The sequence below is a fragment of the Streptomyces sp. NBC_00344 genome, assembly GCF_036088315.1.
In the GTDB taxonomy this organism is placed as follows: domain Bacteria; phylum Actinomycetota; class Actinomycetes; order Streptomycetales; family Streptomycetaceae; genus Streptomyces.
Genome location: NZ_CP107996.1, coordinates 2,601,330 through 2,617,257 on the forward strand (window position 1 = coordinate 2,601,330; position 15,928 = coordinate 2,617,257).

Below are 15,928 nucleotides of genomic sequence, written 5' to 3' on the forward strand. Positions count from 1 at the left end.
CCTTCCCGCCGCTCAGTCCTCCTCGGGGCGGATCCGCGCCGGGGCCCCTTCCGTCCGCTCCTCCGGAGCGCGTTCCGTGGTGTGTCCCGCGGCCGCCGGGTCCGGGGCCGGTGTGCCCTCCGGCGCCCGGCCGTCGGCGTCCCCGGTTCCCACGTCCGCCGGGCCGGTGCCGCCGCCCGCCGCGGGCACGCCGGATGCGGCGGCTCCGGCCGCAGAGTCCGTGGCGGGGCCCGGCCCGGCAGCGGCCGGCGACTCGACGGTTCCGGCCGGTGCGGTGGCGGAAGCGGCCTCGGGACGTTCGCCGGGAGGCCCGTCGGGGTCGTGCCCGGGAGACTCGTCGTGAACGTGCCCAGGAGGCTCCCTGACCGCGTCGTCCCCGGCCGCGTCGTCGCAGGTCTCGCCGTCCCCCGCCGCTCCGTCGCGGCCCGCCGCTGCATCCGGCTCTTGCCCGGTGGCCTTCTCGTCGGCGGGCGCACCCTCCGGTGGTGGCTCCGCCGCACCCCGGGCCCGCGTGGTCTCCGCGGCGGTCTGCGGCGATGCGGCCGGGGAGGCATCCCGAGCGGCTGGTGCCGCGCTGCTCCGCCATGTCCAGCGCCGTCTTCGTGCCGATGGCGCTTTCGCTGTCTTCGCCGCTGCCTTCGCATCCTTCGCCGCGTCCTTCGCCGCTGCCTTCGCCGCTGCCTTCGCCGTGTCCTTCACGCGGACCTTCACGGGCCGGCTGCGCCATGCCGTCCAGCCGTACCTGGCCAGTGCGACCGGCAGCGCGGTGACCAGCATCCACAGCAGGGCCGCCACACCCGTGCGCCAGGCCACCGGGCCGAAGGAAGCCAGCGTGCCGGTGCCCAGTGGGCCGCCGGCCAGGGCCGCCAGTGCCGCCGTCATCACGGCGCACCACACGGCCCCCACCGCGGCCGTCTGCACGGTGGAGCGGAGCGCATGGGGGCCTCCGGTGTCGTGGCGAACCCGGGTCGCGAAGCAACCCGTCACGGCTCCCGCAACCACCGGCACGGCCGCGACCGACCAGGTGAGCGGGGTGCCGCGCCCCTCCGACGGCAGCGCGGCCAGCAGCGGAAAGTACGGCAGTGCGGGGTTCCCCGCCATCGCGAGCGGCGTCACCGTCGCCCCGGTGCCGAGCGCGAAGCCGGGGCCAAGGGCGTACGACGCGGCCCAGACCGCCGCGTTGGGCACCAGCGCGACAGCCAGCAGCAGCACCGCGAACCGGCCCGGCCACACCCCGGTGAGCTGCATCAACGATGTCCGGGCCGCCGCTGCGTGCCACACCAGCGAACCGCCGACCAGCAGCGCGCCACCGCCCACGAGCACAGACGTGCCGGCGGCCCCCGACCGCAGGGCGGCGACCGCCCAGGGACGCCGGAGGGAAGTCCGCACGCCGCTGGACACCCCGGCGCGGACCCAGCGGGGAAGCGGCCCCCGAGGGCATCCGCAGCCCCTCCAGACCCCGATCCCGGCCGCTGCTCCGACAGCGAGCGGCAGATGGATCAGGACGCTCAGCGGCTCGGCGGGCATGGGCCCCCGTTCCGCATACATCAGCACAGCCGCGGTGACCAGGAGGTAGCCGCAGAACACCGAGAAGAAGGCACCCCGCATGGTCGCGATGGGGCGCCGTTCCTCGGGATCCAGCGCGTCGCGCGCGGCCCGGTAGAGCAGCCACATCGGCAGCACCATCAGCATCATCGGTGACACACCGAGCGGAGCCGGGCTGCCGGACAGCGTGTTGTGCCTGGTCAGCTCGACGCCATGGGCGAGCAGCCACAGCGCGGCGGTGACATGCAGCGCCCCTCCGGGGCCGCTGTCGGGATAGGGGGAACTGATCCACAGCAGCATCACCAGGACGGCCAGCGAGCCGAGACCGAGCCCCGCCGCGACAGCGCCCCGCAACACGCAGTGGACCAACGCGGTCGTCCGGCTCCGCAGGGGTGGCAGCAGCGGGCGGTACTCGGTCGTCTGAGTCACCCGGCCATGCTGCCAACGACACGCGCTTTACCGGCGTAACAGGCAAAGGCCGGTCGTGTCACTCAATATATGTTTATGTACTTTTCGGACTGGCGCATTGCCATGGGCATCGCAGGGGGCACCTCATGACGAACCTGCCGTCGCCGAAGGACCGGCGCCGGCTCCGCGAGGCCAAGTCGCTGACCGAGAAGGAGCTCGGCGCTCTGATCGGTGTCACCGCCGCGACCGTACGGGCCTGGGAAGCCGGCCGCACGAATCCGCAGGGGCGCCGTTGCGAGGCTTACGCCCGGGTGCTGTCGGCCATCGCAGCGGAGTTCTCCGGTCCGGGCGCTGCCTCCGATCCCGGAAGCGGCCCCGGCCGTACGGCCGCCGAGCCGGGCACGAGGACCAGCGGGCAGGAGCGGGCCGGGGACGCGGCCTCCTCACCACGGCCCGACCCCTCGGCGCCGTCCCGGGCATCCGCGGCACGGACCCGGCCGAGGTCCGCATCGAAGCGCGCCCCGCGGCCGACAGCGACCACAGCCGTGCGCCACCCCCAGCCCCCTTCGGCAGGCCGGGCGACGGTGACCGCGAAGGTGGACGCCGGGGCCGGCGCGGCCACGGACACGAGCGGCGCGAGGGACATGAGAACCGAACCCCTCGTGTCCGCACCGCCCGCCACGGCGAGCGGGCCGAGCGCGCCCGAACCGGACACCCAGCCGCTGCTGTTGCCGGATCCCGGCAGTGAGCCGGCTTCGGCCGATGAGCCCGCTGCCCCGGAGCCCGGGAAGGCCACCCCCGCCGAAGCCTTCGACCTGCTCTATGCGCGGGCCGCGACCACCCTGGTGCACCAGACGCATCTCCTCACAGGCCGGCGCCGGCTCGCCGAGGAGTCCGTCGAGCGGGCTTTCCATCTGGCCTGGGAACGCTGGCCCGAGGTCGCCACGGACCGGGATCCGGCCGGCTGGGTGCGCGCGGCAGCATACGAGTACGCGATGTCGCCCTGGCACCGGCTGCGCCGCGTCAACAAGCAGGCCGACCCGCGGCCCACCGATCCGGAACAGGCCCCACTGCGCAAGGCTCTGCTCACCCTGCCTCCCTGCTACCGGCGCACTCTGCTGCTCTACGACGGCCTCGGACTCGACCTCCCGGAAACCGCGGCCGAGACCGAGGCGAGTACGCCGGCGACCGCGAACCGGCTTCTGCATGCCAGGGCCGCGGTCGCGGAGCGGGTACCGGAACTGGAGACACCCGAGCGGCTCCAGGAGCGACTGGGCGCGCTCGCCCTGGCCGGCACCGGGACAGGACTGCCCGCAGCGGCCGAGGTGCGCACGGGAAGCGAACGCCGGGCTCAGTTCTGGACCAGACTGACCATCAGCTGCGTGGTCCTGCTGACCGTGGCGACGCTCTTCACTCTGGCCACCGCGCCGACGCACTACGCGCGCCCCACCGGCCCGCCCCAGCGTGTCGGGGGTGTTCCCCCGCGGGGCGGACCGCAGCAGCTGACCCGCGCGGACAAGAAGCTGTGGAAGAAACTCCGCAGCACGCAGCCGAACGGTCCGGGACCGCTGGTCCCCCGGCCCCTCTGACCGGCCGCGATCGCTGCACGATCGCCCGGCTGACCGGCTGACCGGCTGACCGGCGCGTCCGGCCGGGACGCCCGGCCCGGTGTCCCCGGACATGCGACCGGACCCGTACCCCCTCGCAGGGGTACGGGCCCGGGTCACACGTACAACGACTACGCGCCGGCCAGGATCGCCCGGGCCAGCTTGGCCGTCTCGGTCGGCGTCTTGCCGACCTTGACGCCCGCAGCCTCGAGCGCTTCCTTCTTCGCCTGCGCCGTGCCGGAGGAACCGGAGACGATGGCGCCAGCGTGGCCCATCGTCTTGCCCTCGGGAGCGGTGAAGCCCGCGACGTAACCGACGACCGGCTTCGACACGTTCTTCGCGATGTAGTCGGCCGCGCGCTCCTCGGCGTCGCCACCGATCTCGCCGATCATCACGATCAGGTCGGTCTCGGGGTCCGCCTCGAACGCCGCCAGGGCGTCGATGTGCGTCGTACCGATGACCGGGTCGCCACCGATGCCGACGGCCGAGGAGAAGCCGATGTCACGGAGCTCGTACATCATCTGGTAGGTCAGGGTGCCGGACTTCGACACCAGACCGATGCGGCCGGGCTTGGTGATGTCACCCGGGATGATGCCGGCGTTGGACTGACCGGGGGTGATCAGGCCGGGGCAGTTCGGACCGATGATCCGGGTCTTGTTGCCCTTCGCGCTCGCGTACGCCCAGAAGGCGGCCGAGTCGTGCACCGCGATGCCCTCGGTGATGACGACCACGAGGCCGATCTCGGCGTCGATCGCCTCGATGACGGCGGCCTTGGCGAAGGCCGGCGGCACGAAGACGACGGAGACGTCGGCTCCGGTCTTCGCCATCGCGTCCGCCACGGAACCGAAGACGGGCACGGCGCTGCCGTCGAAGTCGACGGAGGTGCCGGCCTTGCGCGGGTTCACGCCGCCGACGATGTCGGTGCCGTCAGCGAGCATGAGCCTGGTGTGCTTCATGCCGGTGGCACCGGTCATCCCCTGGACGATGACCTTGCTTTCCTTGGTCAGGAAAATAGCCATGGTGTTGGTGACCTGTTCCCTTACTTCGCAGCCGCGAGCTCGGCGGCCTTGTCGGCCGCGCCGTCCATGGTGTCCACACGCTGAACGAGCGGGTGGTTGGCGTCCGACAGGATCTTGCGACCCAGCTCCGCGTTGTTGCCGTCGAGGCGCACGACGAGCGGCTTGGTGACCGCTTCACCCTTGGACTTGAGAAGCTCAAGCGCCTGGACGATGCCGTTGGCGACCTCGTCGCACGCGGTGATGCCACCGAAGACGTTGACGAACACGGACTTGACGTCCGGGTCGCCGAGGATGATCTCCAGGCCGTTCGCCATGACCTCGGCGGAGGCGCCGCCACCGATGTCGAGGAAGTTGGCGGGCTTGACGTTGTTGTGGTTCTCACCGGCGTAGGCGACGACGTCGAGGGTGCTCATCACGAGCCCCGCGCCGTTGCCGATGATGCCGACCTCACCGTCGAGCTTGACGTAGTTGAGGTTCTTGGCCTTGGCGGCGGCCTCGAGCGGGTTGGCCGCTGCCTTGTCCTCGAGAGCCTCGTGCTCGGGCTGGCGGAAGTCGGCGTTCTCGTCCAGCGAGACCTTGCCGTCAAGGGCGATGATCTTGCCGTCGCCGGACTTGATCAGCGGGTTGACCTCGACGAGGAGGGCGTCCTCCTTGATGAAGACGGTCCACAGCTTCTGCAGAACGTCGGCCACCTGACCGGCGATCTCGGCCGGGAACTTCGCGGCAGCGACGATCTCGGCGGCCTTCTCGGGCGTGCAGCCCTCGTTGGCGTCGACCGGGATCTTCGCCAGCGCGTCGGGGTTCTCCTCGGCGACGACCTCGATCTCGACGCCGCCCTCGACGGACGCCATGGCGAGGAACGTGCGGTTGGTGCGGTCAAGGAGGAAGGAGACGTAGTACTCCTCCGCGATGTCCGCGGTCTGGGCGAGCATGACCTTCTGGACCGTGTGGCCCTTGATGTCCATGCCCAGAATGGCGTCGGCCTTCGCAACAGCGTCGGCGGGGTCGGAGGCCAGCTTCACGCCGCCGGCCTTGCCGCGGCCGCCGACCTTGACCTGCGCCTTGACGACGGCCTTGCCGCCCAGACGCTCGGTCACCTCGCGCGCCGCCTCAGGCGTGTCGATGACTTCACCGGCCAGCACCGGTACACCGTGCTTGGCGAAGAGGTCCCTCGCCTGGTACTCGAACAGGTCCACGCGCGTCCGTCCCTTTGCTTTAAATCGTCGCAGTAGTGATCGCGGTTCGTTATCTGCGTGGGCGTGCCGCGATGGGCAACGTGACTGCGCTGTCACAAGGGAGGCGTACACGGTGTCCGGGTACGCGGCATGTCCGTCTCGCAGGTTATCCCCGTGGGAGCTAGGTCCCTAAATCGCAGATCACACCTGCGCGGTGATTACGGTCACAGGTCACCCGCCCGGGCCCGGCAGCACCCGCGCGACCAGGAACCCCCCGGTGAGCTGCGACGATGCGGTCTGTGACCGGTCGGTGGACGCTCTAGGGGCGGGCCGGGAGCGTGTCCGGCAGGTCGCCCGGGGTGACCGACGACACAAGCGGCCGTTTCTCGATCGCCGCCGCCATCACCTCGGGGAACAGGTCCGGCGTGCAGGCGAAGGCCGGTGCGCCCAGGTCGGCGAGCGCCGCCGCGTGTTCGTGATCGTAGGAGGGCGCCCCCTCGTCGGAGAGCGCCAGCAGGGCAACGAACTGCACACCCGACGCCTTCATCGCCGCCACCCGCTTGAGCATCTCGTCCCGTATGCCTCCCTCGTAGAGGTCGCTGATCAGCACGACCACGGTGTCGGCGGGGCGGGATATCTGCGACTGGCAGTACGCGAGGGCCCGGTTGATGTCGGTGCCGCCGCCCAGCTGGGTGCCGAAGAGGACATCGACCGGGTCGTCGAGCTGTTCGGTCAGGTCGACGACCGCTGTGTCGAAGACGACCAGGCGGGTGGTGATGGAACGCATCGAGGCAAGCACCGCACCGAAGACGGAGGCGTACACGACCGAGGACGCCATCGAGCCCGACTGATCGATACAGAGGATGACGTCCTTCCTCACCGACTGCGATGCGCGGCCGTATCCGATGAGCCGTTCCGGGACGACGGTTCGGTACTGGGGGAGGTAGTTCTTCAGGTTGGCGCGGATGGTGCGGTCCCAGTCGATGTCCCGGTGGCGCGGTCTGCTGATTCTGGCCGACCGGTCCAGCGCACCGGTGAGGGTGGCCCTGGTACGTGCCGCCAGCCGCTTCTCCAGGTCCTCGACCACCTTGCGGACCACGGCGCGGGCGGTCTCCCTGGTCGTCTCCGGCATCGCCTTGTTGAGTGAGAGGAGTGTGCCGACCAGGTGCACGTCCGCCTCGACGGCCTCCAGCATCTCCGGTTCCAGCAGCAGCGCCGACAGACCCAGCCGTTCGATGGCATCGCGCTGCATCACCTGGACGACGGAGCTGGGGAAGTAGGTACGGATGTCGCCGAGCCAGCGCGCCACGGAGGGTGCGGACGCACCCAGCCCGGCCGATCGGTCGCCGCCGCGGCCGGCCGGTCTGCGACCGTTCCCGTAGAGCCCGTCCAGCGCATGGTCCATCGCGGCGTCCTTCCCGCCCAGCGATACACCGGTGCCTTCCGCGGCTCCACCGCCGAGCACGAGCCGCCAGCGCCGCAGCCGTTCATCCATCGCGTTCATCCGCCCACCCCCACCTGGCCGTTGTTGTCACAGCCGCCGCCGTCCGGGCTGCAGGTACCGCCGCCGAGCAGCAGTCGCAGCACCGGAAGCACCGCGTCCGCGCGTTCCTCGTCGAGCCCGGCGCCGAACCCCGGAGCCAATGGCTCCGGCCCACCGGCCTGCCTCGCGCCTGCCGGGCCCCGCCCGGCCAGCTCGCCGAGCGTGCGCCGCACCCCCGGTTCGTACGACGAGAAGGTGCGGCGCAGCAGTGGCAGTACGCCGGTGAACGCGTCGGCGGGCACACCGGCCAGCCAGCCGTCGATCAGCCCCAGCAGCCGCTCGTCGTGGACCAGCAGCATGCCTCCTCCGGAGGCTCCGCCGACGAAGCCCTCGATCCAGGCGGCCGCGTCGGCCGGCAGTGCACCCGCCGACAGGGCGAGCCCCATGAGCAGTGCGGCCTCCTCCTGCGCCAGCCGGCCGTCGTCGAGCAGCAGCCGTACGGCCCGTCCTCTGATCACTCCGGCGACGGTGTCCTGGCGGGCCAGTCTGTGCAGCACCTCGGCCCATCGGTCCCGCAGGCCGCCGGTGCCGGGCAGCAGGGCGACGGCGCCGTGGACGCCATCCAGACGGGCCCGCATCTCGGTCGCGCCGTCCGCGTCGAGGCCGGTGCAGGCAGCGGGCAGACCGACGCAGATCCGCTCGGCCAGACCGGCTGCCACCTCGGCCAGTGCGGCTGTGTCCGTGGACCGCACGTCTCCGTACCGCAGTGAACGGGCCAGCGCCGGAAGTGCCTGGGCGAGGTGGCCCACGTCGGTGTCGAGTGCCGCACGGTCGGCGAGGGCGCGCATCACCACCGGGAGCGCGTCGGGCAGGCCGGCCAGCAGACATTCCTCGGCGAGAGCGGTGACCGCCGTGAGGGCCGTGGCCGACACGGCCCCGGCCGCGGCCTTTGCGGTGGTCGCGGAGAGCACGGTCGTTCCCCACACGCCGGCCTCCGCCACCCGCACCGAGAGCTCGGGCTCCCAGCGCAGCCGCCAGCTCTCCCGGAAGGTGCCCAGGCTTCCCCGCCCGGCGGCCCGCTCCCCCCAGCCGACCCCTAGCAGCCGCAGCCGGTGCAGCAGCCGCGACCGTGCGGCGTCTGTCTCCTTGCGCAGATCGAGGTCCAACTCCTTCTCCAGCGCCTCCGGTTTGAGCCGAAGGGTGCGCTGCGCCCGGGTCAGGTCGCGCTGGAGCGGTACGGCCGGAGCGGTGTCGGGGACCTCCCCGAGCACATCACCCACCACGAGCTTCTCCCGGACCAGCGCCAGCGGCACATCGGAGCCGTCGCACATCACGGCCCGTATCGCGTCGGTGGTCTCGGTCAGGCCCGGCAGCGGACGCCCCCGCATCGCGGCGAGGGTCCCGGCCAGCCTGACGGCTTCGATGACATGGGCCGACGAGACCATCCGGTCCTCGTCCCGCAGCAGCCGGGCGACCTTGGTCATCCAGCGTTCGACGGGGCGGTCGGCGGCGCCGAACAGATGCCCGTACCAGCCCGGTGAGTCGATCCCCGCGCCGTAACCGCTGTGCCGGGCGAGCCTGCGCTGGGTCCAGGGCACCCAGGTCATCTCGGCCCTGACTCTCGGCAGACCCTTCAGCAGGGCACGGTCAGCGGAAAGGGTGGTCTTCACAGTGAGCGCGGGAACATGCCAGGCGCCGCAGACCACAGCCACCTCGTCCCCGAACTCCTTCCGTGCGGACTGCAGTTGGAGTCGCATATGTGCCTCGCGCACCAGGTCGCGGGGGAATCCGCCGTCACCGTAGGTCTCCCGCAGCGCGCCCATGGCTTCGGCGAGTGCCGCGAACGGCGCGAATGCGCCCCCGCACCCGCCTCCGCCTCCGGTTCCGTTTCCGTTTCCGGGACCACGATGCTCGACGACGTCCTCCCACCAGCGCTCGGCGTCGTCGTAACCTGCGGTCTCGGCGAGCACGGCGATCGGGTCGAGCCGCACGGCGACGGCCGGCGGGGCCGCCCGTTCCGCGCCCTCCCCCTCCGGCGGCCCGTCTTCCTCCGCCCCGCTCCCCTCAGCCCTCTCAGTCCTCTTCTCCTCCGTCGCTTTTCCCTCTGCTTCCTCCACGGCCGTCGCCAGCGAGTGCGCCGCCGGCAGATCGATGAAGCGGACCGGCACTTCGTGCTGCTGCGCCCAGCGGATCGCCACCCACTCCGGTGAGAACTCGGCGAACGGCCAGAACGCCGCTCTGCCCGGGTCGTCCACGACATGGGCGAGCAGCGCGACCGGCGGACACATCGCCGGGTCCGCGGCCAGGGGGAGCAGCGCGTCACCCTCGGGCGGCCCCTCGATCAGCACGGCCCGCGGTCTCGCTGCGTCCAGCGCGGCCAGCACGGCACGGGCGGAACCCGGCCCGTGGTGGCGCACGCCGAGCAGCAGCGGAGCCGGGCGCGAAGGAGGCACTGCGGCTGCCGGTGCCGCGACTGCTTCCGGTGCCAGGAGTGCCTCCGGTGCTGCGGGCACTGTCATACCGAGACCTCCCGGCAGGCGCGGTAGAAGTCCTTCCAGCCCTCGCGCTCCCGGACCACTGTCTCCAGGTATTCCTGCCAGATCACCCGGTCGGCCGCCGGATCGCGTACGACCGCACCGAGCAGCCCCGCTGCGACATCGGCCGGCCTGAGCACACCGTCCCCGAAGTGGGCGGCGAGAGCGAGGCCGTTGGTGACCACGGAAATGGCCTCGGCCGTGGACAGCGTCCCCGAAGGGGACTTGACCTTGGTACGCCCGTCACCGGTGACACCGCCGCGCAACTCCCGGAAGACGGTGACCACCCGGCGGATCTCGTCCATGCCTTCGGGAGCGGCCGGGATTTCGAGCGAGCGCCCTATCTGGTCGACTCGCCGGGAGACGATGTCCACCTCCGCTTCGGCCGAAGCGGGCAGCGGCAGAACGACCGTGTTGAACCGGCGGCGCAGTGCGCTGGAGAGCTCGTTGACCCCGCGGTCGCGGTCATTGGCGGTGGCGATGAGATTGAATCCCCGCACGGCCTGGACCTCCTCGCCCAGCTCCGGAACCGGCAGGGTCTTCTCCGACAGGATCGTGATCAGGGTGTCCTGCACATCGGCCGGGATACGGGTCAGCTCCTCGACCCGTGCGGTCATACCGCCCGCCATGGCCCGCATGACGGGGCCGGCCACCAGGGCGTCCCTGCTCGGTCCATGAGCGAGCAACCTGGCGTAGTTCCAGCCGTATCTGATCGCCTCCTCCGGGGTGCCCGCGGTGCCCTGGACCAGCAGGGTCGAGTCCCCGCTCACTGCGGCGGCCAGGTGTTCCGACACCCAGGTCTTCGCGGTGCCGGGGACTCCCAGCAGCAGCAGCGCGCGATCGGTGGCGAGCGTGGTGACGGCGACCTCGACGATGCGGCGCGGACCGACGTACTTGGGGGTGATCACTGTGCCGTCCGGCAGCGTGCCGCCCTGCAGATAGACGGCCACGGCCCAGGGCGATAGCTTCCAGCGCTCGGGGCGCGGACGGTCGTCGGCGGCCGCGAGTGCCTTCAGCTCGTGGGCGAAAGCGTCTTCGGCATGCGGGCGCAGCACCTCGGATTCGGCGGTTTGGGACGCGGTCATGGATCCCCCTCCAGATCGTTCGACCCGATGTGGTTCCACCGTGCACCATGGCACTGACAATCGACTGTTTCCGCAGGTGGGAGCCGATTGTCAGTGGTGGCGCCTAGCTTGGTGGCCATGCTGCGAAACAGCGGGGAACACCTCCCGGCGGCCCGGGGGCAGGGGGCGCGCTGGACTGCGGATCAGGTGCTGGCACTGGCTTCTGACGCAGCCTCACGCAAGGCAGGAAGCAGGCTCGGGATGTCCGGGCCGTGGTCCGAAACGGGGTATGGGCGCGGCTCGGGGGCCGTCTGGGGAATGTGCAGGGGAAGCGGCAGCAGGCCGTATCAGACCGTCGTGGACACAACCGGCGTGGCGTACCGGTGCAGTTGCCCCAGCCGGAAGTTTCCGTGCAAGCACGCGCTGGGACTGCTGCTGCTCTGGGCGGCGGACGGGGTAAAGGAGGCCGAGTCACCGCCTGAGTGGGCCGGCGAGTGGATCGAGGCACGGTGGACCCGGCAGGGGCAGCCGCCGGAAGGGCGGTCCGGGCCCGATTCCGCACCGGCGGATCCGCGGGCGGCCCGGCGCAGAGCGGAGCGCAGAGCGGAGCGGGTCACCGCGGGGGCGGCGGAGCTCGAGCAGCGGCTCGATGATCTGCTGCGGGGCGGTCTGTCCGCGGCCGGGCAGGCGGGATACGGGCTGTGGGAGGAGACGGCGGCCCGGATGGTCGATGCGCAGGCGCCCGGACTCGCCGCCAGAGTGCGGGAGTTGGCCGCTATTCCGGCATCGGGAAGCGGCTGGCCGGGACGGCTGCTGGAAGAGTGCGCGATGCTGCACCTGCTCGACCGGGCCTGGCTGGAGCGTGAGTTGCTGCCGGAGCCACTGGCCGCGACGGTCCGCATGCGCGTCGGGCTGCCGGCTCCGCCCGGGGGACCGGCCATCCGCGACCACTGGCTGGTGCTCTCCCAGTACGACACCTCCGACGGCAGGCTCACCACCCGGCGCATCTGGCTCCAGGGCCGCAGGTCGCGACACACCGCGCAGCTGCTGGACTTCGGTGCGGCAGGACGGGCACCACAGGTCGCTCTGCCGGTCGGGCGGACGCTGGACGCCGAGCTCATGCCCTATCCGGGCGCGGGTCAGCTGCGGGCCGCGCTGGGCGAGCAGTTCGGCGTTCCGGCAGCACCGGACAGCCCGCCGCGGGGCGTGACCACCGCCGCCGCCCTCTCCCTGTACGGCCGCGCCCTGCGGGACGATCCCTGGCTGAACACCTGGCCGGTGACCCTGGGTTCTGTCATACCGGTCCCCGGTACGGCGGACGGTACCGGCTGGCAACTGGCTGATGCCGAGGGACAGTGCGCGCTGCCGGTGACGTCGGGCGCGGCGGCGAAGTCCGGGCTGTGGAGGCTCACCGCGCTCTCCGGCGGGGGGCCGGTCACGGTCTTCGGCGAGTGCGGACACCGCGGCTTCGTCCCGCTGACGGCATGGGCGCCCGGCGACCGCGACGCCGTACCGCTCAGCTGAACCGCCACCGCACACAACCGTCCATGGAGGGACCGATGAGCGCCACCACCGCCTGGGAAGAACTCGTCACATCGGCTCTGCTCGGCACCGACCGCCGCCCACCGCGGTACGGCACACCGGCGCTGCTGGACTCCGCCGCGCTGCACACCGTGCGGCGCAGAGCGGGCCTGCTGCCCGCGCCGGCCGCCGCACGGCCCGCCGCCGCTCCGCACGACCACCGGCCCGAGCCGCCGGCGGCCGCCCGGCGCCGGCTGGCCCAGCTGCTCGCCGACCGGGCAGGGCCCGCCGGCTCCGGCGGGCGCCGGGGTGCCACGCCCGATCTCACGGAACTGTTGCCCCAGTGGCTCACCACAGCGGGGCAGCTCGGTTACCGGGCACCCGCCTCACTCCTCGACGCGCTGCTGGACGCGGCGCGGGCGCGCACGGATCTGCGGTCGCAGGCTCTCGCCTTCGCCGGTCCCCGGGGGCTCTGGCTGGCCGGACTGAACCCGGAGTGGAAGTTCGCGCTGCGCGGTACGGCGGGCGCAGCCGTGCTGCCTTCGACCGCGGATGCCGGAGCCGTCCGCCGGCTCTGGGAGGAGGGCTTGTTCGCCGAGCGGGTCGCTCTGCTCGGCGCACTGCGGTCCGAGCTGCCGGGCGCCGGGCTCGATCTGCTCGCCACGACCTGGCAGGCCGAGCGGGCCGAGGACCGGTTGATGTTCCTGGACTCCCTGCGCACCGGACTCACGGACGCGGACGAGCCGTTCCTGGAACAGGCCCTGGCCGACCGCAGCCGCAATGTCCGCGCCACGGCCGCGGAACTGCTCTCCGCGCTGCCCCGGTCAGCCCTCGCGGGCCGGATGGCGGTTCGGGCGATGACCTGCGTCGGCCTCGACCGCACCGATCACCGTGCCCGGATCACGGTCGAGGCACCGCACGAATGCGACGCGGCGATGCAACGCGACGGCGTTCCGCCGGTTCCGCCGGCGGGCCGCGGTGAGCGTTCCTGGTGGCTGGGACACGTGGTGGAGGCCGCGCCGCTCACCGTGTGGTCCGGCGTGCTGGGTGGCCGTACGCCGCAGCAGATCGTCGGACTTCCGGTGACCGACGGCTGGGAGGAGGAGCTGCACGCCGCGTGGTGCCGGGCCGCGGTGCGGCAGGGCGACGCCGCCTGGTCCCGCGCGCTGCTGGCGGGCCCGGGTACTACCTCGCTCGCCGAACGCGCGCGACTGCTGGCAACGCTGCCGGACGGCGAGCGGGCAGGCTCGGTGGCCGTCTTCGTCGCAGGTCACGGCTTGTCCGAGGCGTTCCAGCTGCTGTCCGTCTGTGAGGTCCCCTGGGCCGAACCGCTGGGCCGGGCGGTGGTGGACGCCCTCGAGATAGCCCGGGACGCCGGAAGCTACCCCTGGAGCTTCAGCGGGGTGATGGGGCTGGCCGAACGCTGTCTGGATCCGGCGGAGGCACGGCGGCTCGAGGTCCTCACGGCGATACCGGACGAGGCGGAAGGAGGGGCCCCCGGAGCCGGCGGTTACTGGTCGGAGGCGTTTCAGCGGCTGGTGTCCACGTTGCGGCTGCGGGCGGCGATGCGGGAGGAGCTGGCGGGGGCGGCGCAGACGGGGCCATAGGGCGAGGCGCGGCGACGCCGGCAGCGCAGCGCGGACGGGCGGCAGCGACCTGAGCCGGGAGCGGCGGCACGGACGGGGGCAGGAGCACGAGCCTGCGGCTACGGCGCGGACCAGGGGGCAGGATCACGAGTCGGGAGGCTACGCGTGGGCAGCAGCAGGGGGAAGGAGCCACGAGCCGGGCAGCGCGGTGCCCCGCTACGGGGCCCGGGGACCGCGTCCCCGCGCCCGACGGCGCCCCCCGGGCCTGTCCCGGCGGCAGCCAGGTGCGGCCGAGCAGCCCGGTATCGGCCGGCCGGGCGGCTCCGGGGCGGCCCGGAGCCCGGGAACGGGAACCTGAAGGCTGTCCCTCAGGCCTCGGCCGGCTGGCGCACGTTCGCGTGGACCCAGTCCACGATGGAAGCCGTGGTCGCACCGGGGGTGAAGATCTCCGCCACCCCCTGTTCCTTCAGCGGCGCGATGTCCGCCTCCGGGATGATGCCCCCGCCGAACACCTTGATGTCCTCGGCCTCACGCTCCCGCAACAGCTCGAGCACCTTCGCGAAGAGCGTGTTGTGCGCCCCGGAAAGGATGGAGAGCCCGATCGCGTCCGCGTCCTCCTGGATCGCGGTGTCCACGATCTGTTCCGGCGTCTGGTGGAGGCCGGTGTAGATGACCTCCATACCGGCATCCCGCAGCGCACGGGCGATCACCTTGGCGCCGCGATCGTGCCCGTCGAGCCCCGGCTTGGCGACCACTACGCGGATCGGACCGACCACACCCATCACTGCCTCCATGCACGATGTGAACGAACGTTAAGTACAGCATCCCGCAACCAGCTGTTTCGCGGTGGCCGGGGAGGGGGAAATCACACATGGGACACATTCGTTACGCGTCGCACCCCGTACCGGCCGGCACAAAGAGCCGCGCAGGGGTCGGCGTGGCGGGAGCCGCACCGAGAGCGCCTTCAGATCCGGCCGATCTCACCTGAGTGGCCCCCATGAGTGCATACGGGGGACGGTGTCGCCCTCCGTATGCCGTTCGGGAGGTCGGCCAATGAAGGTCCTGCCCTTCGCCCTCTACCCGCAGCGCCTGCTGCAACAGCTGCGGTTCTCCGCCGTACTTCTGCGCGCCACAGCTCTCGACATCGCGATCCTCGCCGGACATCTGCTTCTCTACCCTTCCGGGTTGTCGGACGAGCGACGAGCCGTCGTCACGATCGACGAGCCCCTGGAGACCACCTTCCCTCCGCCGGGCCGGGCCCAACCGCCCGTAGTGCTGCTGCACGGCTTCGTCGACAACCGCTCTGTCTTCGTCCTGCTGCGACGCTCGCTGGCCCGCCATGGCCGACACCATCCGGAGTCGCTCAATTACTCACTGCTCACCTGCGACATCCGGGCCGCCGCCGAACTGCTGGGACGTCATGTCGAGGAGATCTGCGCCCGCACCGGACATCACGAGGTCGACATCGTCGGACACAGCCTGGGCGGGCTGATCGCCCGGTACTACGTGCAACGCCTCGGCGGCGACATCCGGGTACGGACCCTGGTCACCCTCGGAACGCCGCACGCCGGCACCCAGGTCGCCCAGCTGCTGAGCGCCCACCCCCTGGTTCGCCAGATGCTTCCGCACTCCGACGTGATCGAGGAACTGCGCAGCCCCGCAGCAGGCTGCCGTACCCGTTTCGTGAGTTTCTGGAGCGATCTCGATCATCTGATGGCCCCGGTGGAGGCAGCCCGTATCGACCACCCCGACCTGAGAGCGACCAACATCCGGGTCACCGGCATCGGCCACCTCGCCCTGCCGGTACATCCCACCGTCGCGAACGGCATCCTTCAGGCGCTCGACGGGGAGCAGACACCCACCGGACAGGGAGGGGCCGAGACCGGAGGCACGGTCTCCGTCGCCTGATGTGACGTGAAGGGGCCTGAAAACGACTGAAAATCCAGCCGATTGCTCGAACATCTCCCGAACGCCGCACCAAGAGTG

General features: G+C 71.8%; 11 protein-coding genes. 4 read left to right on the plus strand and 7 right to left on the minus strand.

Annotated features, from left to right (window positions below; translation table 11 throughout):
* Positions 1–12: 12 nt before the first annotated feature.
* Positions 13–1,974: a cell division protein PerM gene (locus tag OHS16_RS11675; RefSeq protein ID WP_328537128.1), complete on the minus strand. Its 1,962-nt coding sequence runs from the start codon at positions 1,972–1,974 to the stop codon at positions 13–15.
* Positions 1,975–2,099: 125 nt separating this feature from the next.
* Here OHS16_RS11675 and OHS16_RS11680 point away from each other — a divergent pair, with 125 nt between their 5' ends.
* On the plus strand, positions 2,100–3,542 hold the full coding sequence (locus OHS16_RS11680) for a transcriptional regulator (RefSeq protein WP_328537129.1): 1,443 nt from the start codon (positions 2,100–2,102) through the stop codon (positions 3,540–3,542).
* A gap of 149 nt (positions 3,543–3,691) precedes the next feature.
* On the opposite strand, the gene sucD is transcribed toward OHS16_RS11680, so the two are convergent.
* The 5 genes from sucD to OHS16_RS11705 all read right to left on the minus strand — a co-directional run bounded on the left by sucD (position 3,692) and on the right by OHS16_RS11705 (position 10,856).
* Positions 3,692–4,579: a succinate--CoA ligase subunit alpha gene (sucD, locus tag OHS16_RS11685; RefSeq protein ID WP_328537130.1), complete on the minus strand. Its 888-nt coding sequence runs from the start codon at positions 4,577–4,579 to the stop codon at positions 3,692–3,694.
* A gap of 20 nt (positions 4,580–4,599) precedes the next feature.
* Positions 4,600–5,808 (minus strand): ADP-forming succinate--CoA ligase subunit beta, encoded by a 1,209-nt coding sequence (sucC, locus tag OHS16_RS11690; protein WP_328540809.1) that lies wholly within the window; start codon positions 5,806–5,808, stop codon positions 4,600–4,602.
* A 265-nt stretch (positions 5,809–6,073) separates the two neighbouring features.
* Positions 6,074–7,258 carry a VWA domain-containing protein gene (locus OHS16_RS11695; protein WP_328537131.1) on the minus strand — a complete coding sequence of 395 codons (1,185 nt, stop codon included), beginning with the start codon at positions 7,256–7,258 and terminating at the stop codon, positions 6,074–6,076.
* Complete coding sequence (locus tag OHS16_RS11700; RefSeq protein WP_328537132.1) at positions 7,255–9,756, minus strand: DUF5682 family protein; 2,502 nt, start codon at positions 9,754–9,756, stop codon at positions 7,255–7,257. Before OHS16_RS11700 ends, OHS16_RS11695 begins: the two co-directional genes overlap by 4 nt.
* On the minus strand, positions 9,753–10,856 hold the full coding sequence (locus OHS16_RS11705; protein ID WP_328537133.1) for an ATP-binding protein: 1,104 nt from the start codon (positions 10,854–10,856) through the stop codon (positions 9,753–9,755). Before OHS16_RS11705 ends, OHS16_RS11700 begins: the two co-directional genes overlap by 4 nt.
* A gap of 117 nt (positions 10,857–10,973) precedes the next feature.
* On the opposite strand from OHS16_RS11705, the gene OHS16_RS11710 reads away from it, so the two are divergent.
* On the plus strand, positions 10,974–12,359 hold the full coding sequence (locus tag OHS16_RS11710; RefSeq protein ID WP_328537134.1) for an SWIM zinc finger family protein: 1,386 nt from the start codon (positions 10,974–10,976) through the stop codon (positions 12,357–12,359).
* Positions 12,360–12,394: 35 nt separating this feature from the next.
* A complete protein-coding gene (locus OHS16_RS11715; RefSeq protein ID WP_328537135.1) occupies positions 12,395–13,963 on the plus strand; it encodes a DUF5691 domain-containing protein in 1,569 nt (522 codons plus the stop codon).
* 347 nt (positions 13,964–14,310) lie between these two features.
* Here OHS16_RS11715 and OHS16_RS11720 read toward each other — a convergent pair whose 3' ends face one another.
* Positions 14,311–14,724 (minus strand): cobalamin B12-binding domain-containing protein, encoded by a 414-nt coding sequence (locus OHS16_RS11720; protein WP_328540810.1) that lies wholly within the window; start codon positions 14,722–14,724, stop codon positions 14,311–14,313.
* Between the two features lie 271 nt (positions 14,725–14,995).
* On the opposite strand from OHS16_RS11720, the gene OHS16_RS11725 reads away from it, so the two are divergent.
* The gene (locus OHS16_RS11725; protein ID WP_328537136.1) at positions 14,996–15,850 is read left to right on the plus strand and encodes an esterase/lipase family protein; all 855 of its coding nucleotides are present in this window, start codon (positions 14,996–14,998) and stop codon (positions 15,848–15,850) included.
* The last annotated feature ends 78 nt before the right edge of the window (positions 15,851–15,928 follow it).

Excerpts from the sequence above, each read along its gene's own strand:
- OHS16_RS11725 (WP_328537136.1), top strand. The coding sequence starts at position 14,996 with ATGAAGGTCCTGCCCTTCGCCCTCTACCCGCAGCGCCTGCTGCAACAG.
- sucD (WP_328537130.1), bottom strand. The coding sequence starts at position 4,579 with ATGGCTATTTTCCTGACCAAGGAAAGCAAGGTCATCGTCCAGGGGATG.
- OHS16_RS11680 (WP_328537129.1), top strand. The coding sequence starts at position 2,100 with ATGACGAACCTGCCGTCGCCGAAGGACCGGCGCCGGCTCCGCGAGGCC.
- OHS16_RS11695 (WP_328537131.1), bottom strand. The coding sequence starts at position 7,258 with ATGAACGCGATGGATGAACGGCTGCGGCGCTGGCGGCTCGTGCTCGGC.
- OHS16_RS11720 (WP_328540810.1), bottom strand. The coding sequence starts at position 14,724 with ATGGGTGTGGTCGGTCCGATCCGCGTAGTGGTCGCCAAGCCGGGGCTC.
- OHS16_RS11700 (WP_328537132.1), bottom strand. The coding sequence starts at position 9,756 with ATGACAGTGCCCGCAGCACCGGAGGCACTCCTGGCACCGGAAGCAGTC.
- OHS16_RS11715 (WP_328537135.1), top strand. The coding sequence starts at position 12,395 with ATGAGCGCCACCACCGCCTGGGAAGAACTCGTCACATCGGCTCTGCTC.
- OHS16_RS11705 (WP_328537133.1), bottom strand. The coding sequence starts at position 10,856 with ATGACCGCGTCCCAAACCGCCGAATCCGAGGTGCTGCGCCCGCATGCC.
- OHS16_RS11710 (WP_328537134.1), top strand. The coding sequence starts at position 10,974 with ATGCTGCGAAACAGCGGGGAACACCTCCCGGCGGCCCGGGGGCAGGGG.